General features: G+C 72.0%; 5 protein-coding genes. 1 reads left to right on the top strand and 4 read right to left on the bottom strand.

The genetic code is table 11. From position 1 onward, the window contains the following. Positions 1–22 precede the first annotated feature (22 nt). The 4 genes from AB0J68_RS23965 to AB0J68_RS23950 all read right to left on the bottom strand — a co-directional run bounded on the left by AB0J68_RS23965 (position 23) and on the right by AB0J68_RS23950 (position 4,200). Positions 23–565 (bottom strand): hypothetical protein, encoded by a 543-nt coding sequence (locus AB0J68_RS23965; protein WP_354860622.1) that lies wholly within the window; start codon positions 563–565, stop codon positions 23–25. A 102-nt stretch (positions 566–667) separates the two neighbouring features. Next, on the bottom strand, positions 668–3,028 hold the full coding sequence (locus AB0J68_RS23960; protein WP_354860623.1) for a sodium-translocating pyrophosphatase: 2,361 nt from the start codon (positions 3,026–3,028) through the stop codon (positions 668–670). Between the two features lie 381 nt (positions 3,029–3,409). After that, positions 3,410–3,844 (bottom strand): ATP-binding protein, encoded by a 435-nt coding sequence (locus AB0J68_RS23955; RefSeq protein WP_234584146.1) that lies wholly within the window; start codon positions 3,842–3,844, stop codon positions 3,410–3,412. Next, complete coding sequence (locus AB0J68_RS23950) at positions 3,844–4,200, bottom strand: STAS domain-containing protein (RefSeq protein ID WP_007454668.1); 357 nt, start codon at positions 4,198–4,200, stop codon at positions 3,844–3,846. Before AB0J68_RS23950 ends, AB0J68_RS23955 begins: the two co-directional genes overlap by 1 nt. A gap of 188 nt (positions 4,201–4,388) precedes the next feature. On the opposite strand from AB0J68_RS23950, the gene AB0J68_RS23945 reads away from it, so the two are divergent. Continuing rightward, a partial coding sequence (locus AB0J68_RS23945; protein ID WP_363940527.1) for a DEAD/DEAH box helicase occupies positions 4,389–6,582 on the top strand: 2,194 nt, incomplete at its 3' end.

Genomic DNA, 6,582 nt, shown 5'->3' with positions numbered 1-6,582 from the left:
GCCGGAGAGTCACCGAGCCCGTTCAGCGACACTCCGGCACCTCGTCGAAGGCCTGTTTCAACTCCTCGGAGTTGAGCTGGCTGGTGTCCAGAGCGCTGGCGTCGTACTCCTTGTTCAGCGTCTCGACGGCGGCCCGCACGCCGTCGTAGAAGGCGTCCGGCTCGCCGGTGCCCAACCCCTCGATGGTGTCCCGGGCCCGGCCGTAGGCGTCCCGCATCTTGCTCAGCGAGCTGCGGAACCCGGCGGAGACGGCCTCGCCGTTGTCGGTCTCCGGGACGCCGGCCTGCTCGACCTTGCGGCGCGCGGTCTCACTGGCCTGCTCCGCGCCACCGAAGAGCCGCACCAGGTTCTCCTTGGCCTGCGCCGGAGTGGTCTGCGCCGTCATCTGCTGATCGGTGCTGCTGGTCAACTTGCTGATCTCGGAGCGCCACGGCGTGAGCGCGCCGCAGACCGACGCCGCCCAGGCCCGCGGGCTGGGCCCACCACCGCAGCCGGAGAGGACGACGACGAGCGTGGCCAGGACCACCGTGAGCTTTCCGGCGGCAGACGCCCGGCACGTACGCATGCGTTGCAGCGTACGGCCTCCGGCCAGGCGTGGCACCGGTCCGGATGGCCGGGGTCCCCGCCCGACAGGTACGTCGAGCGGGGACTCCGGTGCCGGTGTCGCTCAGGCGTTGACCGTCTCCGGCCGGTGGTCGGCGCTGCCCGCGCCGGTGTTGCCACCGGCGTCGGAGTCGTCCATCGCGATGCCCTTGCGCTTGCTGAAGACCACCGACGCCACGATGATCAGCGTCGCGACCAGCGCGATGCCCACCCGCAGTGCGACGTTGCGGTCGTCACCGACGCTGTACGCCACCACGGCGGGCGCGATCAGCAGCGAGACCAGGTTCATCACCTTGATCAGCGGGTTGATCGCCGGGCCGGCGGTGTCCTTGAACGGGTCACCGACGGTGTCGCCGATGACCGTGGCGGCGTGCGCCTCGGAACCCTTGCCGCCGTACGCGCCGTCCTCGACCAGCTTCTTGGCGTTGTCCCACGCGCCACCGGAGTTGGCCAGGAAGACCGCCATCAGGGTGCCCGCCCCGATCGCGCCGGCGAGGTACGCCGCCAGCGCGCCGGGCCCGAGGCCGAAGCCGACCGCGATCGGCGCCAGGATGGCGAGCAGACCGGGGGTCATCAGCTCGCGCTGCGCGTCCCGGGTGCAGATGTCGACGACCTTGCCGTACTCCGGGCGCTGGGTGCGGTCCATGATGCCGGGCAGCTCACGGAACTGCCGGCGCACCTCCATCACCACGGCGCCGGCCGAGCGGGACACCGCGTTGATGGCCAGCCCGGAGAAGAGGAAGACGACCGCCGCACCGATGATCAGGCCGACCAGGTTGCGCGGGTTGGCCAGGTTAAGCGCGTTGAGGATCTCTGCCTCGACGTTGCTCACCTTCGCGTCCCCGTACGCGGCTTTCAGGGTGTCCGTGTACGAGCCGAACAGCGCGGTCGCCGCCAGCACCGCCGTGGCGATCGCGATGCCCTTGGTGATCGCCTTGGTGGTGTTGCCGACCGCGTCCAGCTCGGTGAGCGTCCGCGCGCCGTGCTCGTCGATGTCGCCGGACATCTCGGCGATGCCCTGGGCGTTGTCGGAGATCGGCCCGAAGGTGTCCATGGCGACGATGACGCCGACCGTGGTGAGCAGGCCGGTGCCGGCCAGCGCCACCGCGAACAGCGACAGCGTGATGGAGCTGCCGCCGAGCAGGAACGCCCCGAAGACGCCGGCGCCGATCAGCAGCGCCGAGTAGACCGCCGACTCCAGCCCGATGCTGATGCCGGCGAGGATCACCGTGGCGGCGCCGGTCTGCGAGCTCTTGCCGATGTCCTGCACCGGCCGGCGGTTGGTCTCGGTGAAGTACCCGGTCAGCGCCTGGATCGCCGCGGCCAGCACGATGCCGATCACGACCGCGCCGATGGCCACCAGTCGCGGGTTGCGGTCGACGTCGGTGAGGCCACCCTCCAGCTCGGCGAAGGTCGCCGGCAGGTACGCGTACGCGGCGATCGCCACCAGCACCGCGGAGATCACGGCGGAGATGTAGAAGGCCCGGTTGATCGCGGTGAGGCCGCTGCGGTCGGAGGCGCGCAGCCGGGTGATGAAGACGCCGACGATGGCGACCAGCACGCCGATGGTGGAGATGATCAGCGGGAAGACCAGACCGTCCTCGCCGAAGGCGGCGCGGCCGAGGATCAGCGCGGCGACAAGCGTCACCGCGTACGACTCGAAGAGGTCGGCGGCCATGCCGGCGCAGTCACCGACGTTGTCGCCCACGTTGTCGGCGATGGTGGCGGCGTTGCGCGGATCGTCCTCGGGGATGCCCTGCTCGACCTTGCCGACCAGGTCGGCGCCGACGTCGGCGGCCTTGGTGAAGATGCCGCCGCCGACCCGCATGAACATCGCCAGCAGCGCGGCGCCGAAGCCGAAGCCCTCCAGCACCGTGGGCGCGTCACCCCGGTAGACCAGGACGACGAGCGCGGCGCCGAAGAGGCCGAGGCCGACGGTGAGGAAGCCGACCACGCCGCCGGTCCGGAAGGCGATCTTCATGGCCGCCTCGCGGCCACCCTGTCGCTCCCGGGCGGCGGCGGCCACGCGCAGGTTGGCGCGGGTCGCCAGCCACATGCCGGCGCCGCCGATGGACGCGCTGAACACGGCGCCCACGACGAAGAAGAGCGAGCGGCCGAGCTTCACGGCCATCTCGCTGCCGTCGGTGTCGTGCACCGGCAGCAGGAAGAGCAGCACCACGGCGACGACGACGAAGATCGCCAAGGTGCGGAACTGGCGGAGCAGGTAGGCCGAGGCGCCCTCCTGGACCGCCCCCGAGATCTCCTGCATATTCGTGGTGCCCTTGCCGGCTGCCAGCACCGTCTTCGTCAGCGCGGCGGCGAAGACGAGCGCCACCAGCGCGATGACCGCGGCGATGACGACGTATGTGACATTGCTTCCGGTAAGGGAAAGCCCGCCGCCATCGGCGGCCAAGGTCTCGGACATCTGTGTCCTCCTGTTACCGAACACTCGCGTCGACGGGTGGAGACGCACCGGTCGACGCCTGGATGCGGACTCGCAAGCGCGCGCCAACCCACCCCAGCGGACCAGCGATGACCACCCATACCCGCTGGCTGCGGGTTGGATCACTTGCTGACAACCCGGGTACTGTAGCCCTCCACAGTGTTCGAGGTCACACCGAGGTGGCACCGTGTCTCGATGATCTTCGTCGCTGTGTTATGAAACGAAATCTGATATAGGACCCGATCCATGACGAGAAGGCCGCACCCCCGCCGGGGATGCGGCCTTCTTCAGCAGTTCTCGGCCTTCTTCAGCAGTTCTGGGCCTTCTTCGGCGCTGCTCGGCCTTCTTCCGCGCTTCCTCGGGTCAGCGGCCGACCGGCCACACCATCCGCACCTCGGTGCCGATGCCCTCGTCAACCGGGCGCACCTGCAGGTCCTCGACGAAGCCCGCGAGCAGGGCGAACCCGACGCCCGTGGTCAACGCCTCGTCGGTCAGTGACTCGTTGGCCAACTCGTCCGGCGGCAACGCCGCCAGCCCGATGCCGGCCTCGATCGGCGCACGGTCCACCACCCGCACCGCGTACGTGCCGCCGTCGGACATCTCCACCAGCACCGGATCGGCCAGGCCGTACTGCCGGTGCAGGGCGACCGCCCGGGTGCACGCCTCACCGATGGCCAGGCGCACCTCGTCCAGCAGATCCTCGCGGACACCGGCACGCCGGGCGACGGCGACGCCGACCAGTCGGGCGGTACGCACGTGCACCGGCGCCGGGGAGAAGGAGAGCCGGACCGTCGCCATCACGCGTTGGCGCCGGTCGGGCCCGCACCGACCGCCGCCTCGACCGTGGGGTGCAACGGGAACACCTGGTCCAGCGCCGTGATCCGGAAGATCTTGAGCAGCGGCTCCTTGTCACAGACCAGGGCGAACGAGCCGCCGGCCGTCCGCAGCCGCTTGTGCGCGCCCACCAGCACGCCCAGCCCGGTGGAGTCGAGGAAGTCCACCCGCCCGAGGTCCACGACCACGTGCCGGGCGCCACCGTCGATCAGCTCGAGGAGTCGTTCGCGGAGCCGGGGCGCGGTGTAGACGTCCACCTCACCGCCGACCTCGAGCACCGTGTGCTCGCCCACGGTGCGCGTCGCCAACGACAGCTCCATCGGTCCTCCTCGCCAGAGCCGTAAACTCTCCTGGGCATCTAACCACTACCGCCGGGGCACCCTGCGGTCACCGGCGGAGGCTTCCCCTTACCCCCGGCCCCGGCTTTTCATCTCCGAACACCAGTGCGAGAGTGCAGGACGTGACCTCCAACGACTTCATTTCGGCGCGTCCTACGCCGCGCCGTGACCTGGAGTCGTCCGCCGCGCCCACCGTATCCGCAGGTCACGACCCCGGACCAGCGCCGGTCGACCTGCTGCGCCGGCTGCGCGCCCGGGGTGCCGGCGACCCGGTCACCCACGTCGAGCGGGTGCCGGCCCGGGTCGGGGTGCCCGCCCCCTGGCCGGCGTGGGCGCCGCCGGAGCTGCGGGCGGCGTTCGCCCGCCGCGGCGTGGTCGCGCCCTGGCAGCACCAGGCCGAGGCGGCCACCCTGGCGTACGACGGCGGCCACGTGATCGTCGCCACCGGCACCGCGTCCGGCAAGTCGCTGGCGTACCAGCTCCCGGCGCTGGCCACGTTGCTCGCCAACCCCCGGGCCACCGTGCTCTACCTGGCGCCGACCAAGGCCCTCGCCGCCGACCAGCTGCGGGCCGTCGCCGGCCTGGAACTGGAGGGGGTACGCCCCGCCTGCTACGACGGGGACACGCCGCGCGCCGAACGGGAGTGGATCCGCCGGCACTCCCGCTTCGTGCTGACCAACCCCGACATGCTGCACCACGGCATCCTGCCCGGCCACGCCCAGTGGTCCGGTTTCCTGCGCCGCCTCGCGTACGTGGTGATCGACGAGTGCCACACCTACCGGGGTGTGTTCGGCTCGCACGTGGCGCACGTCCTGCGCCGACTGCGCCGGCAGTGCGCCCGTTTCGGTGCCACCCCGGTGTTCGTGCTCGCCTCGGCGACCTCCGGCGACCCCGCGACCGCCGCCGGCCGACTGACCGGTCTGCCGGTGACGGCGGTCACCGAGGACGCCTCACCGCGCGGCGGGGTGACCTTCGCGCTCTGGGAGCCGCCGCTGCTCCCACCCGACTCGACCGCTCCTACGGTGCCCGCGCAGGCGGCCGGCGACCACGACGCCACCACGGACCTCGTCCAGGTCCGCCGGTCGGCGCTGCGGGAGACCGCGGACCTGCTCGCCGACACGGTCGCCGAGGGCGTACGCACGCTCGCGTTCGTGCGGTCCCGCAAGGGCGCCGAGGTGGTGGCGGCCAACGCGCGCCGGGCGCTGGACGACGCGGTCCCAGGGCTCGGTGGCCGGGTCGCCGCCTACCGGGGCGGCTACCTGCGCGAGGAGCGGCGCGAGCTGGAACGTGCCCTGCTGCACGGTGACCTGCTCGGTCTGGCCTCCACCAACGCGCTGGAGCTGGGCGTGGACCTGGTCGGTCTGGACGCCGTGCTGATCTGCGGCTATCCGGGCACCCGGGCGTCACTGTGGCAGCAGGCGGGCCGCGCCGGGCGGTCCGGGCAGGAGGCCCTCGCCGTGCTGGTGGCGCGGGACGACCCGCTGGACACCTACCTGGTGCACCACCCGGAGGCGATCTTCGGTGCGCCGGTCGAGGCAACGGTGCTCGACCCGGCCAACCCGTACGTGCTGGCGCCGCAGTTGGCCTGCGCGGCCGCCGAGGCGCCACTCACCCCGGCCGATCTGGCGCTCTTCGGCGACGGGGCGAAGGAGGCCATCGACCAGTTGGTCGAGGCGGGCGCGCTGCGGCAGCGGCCCACCGGCTGGTACTGGCGGCACCGCGAGCGCCCCGAGGTGGACCTGCGCGGCGAGGGCGGCGCCCCGGTCTGCGTGGTGGAGTCGGCCACCGGTCGGCTGCTCGGCACGGTCGACGGCGGCTCGTCGCACTTCCTGCTCCACCCCGGCGCGGTCTACCTGCACCAGGGCATCTCGTACGTGGTCGACGACCTCGACCTGGCCGACGGCTGCGCGCTGGTGCACGTCGAGGAGCCGGACTGGTCCACCCACGCCCGGGACGTCACGGACCTGTCCGTGGTGTCGGTGCGCTCCTACGTGGACGCCGGGCCGGTCGGGATGTTCCTCGGCGAGGTGGACGTGACCAGCCAGGTCGTGTCGTACCAGCGGCGCCGGATCGCCACCGGCGAGGTGATCGACACCCGGCCGCTCGACCTGCCCACCCGGGAGCTGCGCACGGTGGCGGTCTGGTTCACGCTGTCACCGCGGTCGCTGGCCTCCGCAGGGGTCCAGCAGGCCGACGTGCCGGGTGCGCTGCACGCCGCCGAACACGCCGCGATCGGCCTGCTTCCGCTGATGGCGACGTGCGACCGGTGGGACATCGGCGGGCTCTCCACCGCCCTGCACCCGGACACCGAGGCGCCGACGGTCTTCGTCTACGACGGGCACCCGGGCGGCGCCGGCTTCGCCG

Source organism: Micromonospora sp. NPDC049580, from assembly GCF_040675595.1.
GTDB lineage: Bacteria > Actinomycetota > Actinomycetes > Mycobacteriales > Micromonosporaceae > Micromonospora.
The sequence above is the reverse complement of the archived record's forward strand: the minus strand, read 5'-3'. Positions and strand labels throughout refer to the sequence as shown.

Bases quoted from the DNA above. Each gene is read 5' to 3' on its own strand.
- AB0J68_RS23965 (WP_354860622.1), bottom strand. From the start codon at position 565: ATGCGTACGTGCCGGGCGTCTGCCGCCGGAAAGCTCACGGTGGTCCTG.
- AB0J68_RS23960 (WP_354860623.1), bottom strand. From the start codon at position 3,028: ATGTCCGAGACCTTGGCCGCCGATGGCGGCGGGCTTTCCCTTACCGGA.
- AB0J68_RS23955 (WP_234584146.1), bottom strand. From the start codon at position 3,844: ATGGCGACGGTCCGGCTCTCCTTCTCCCCGGCGCCGGTGCACGTGCGT.
- AB0J68_RS23950 (WP_007454668.1), bottom strand. From the start codon at position 4,200: ATGGAGCTGTCGTTGGCGACGCGCACCGTGGGCGAGCACACGGTGCTC.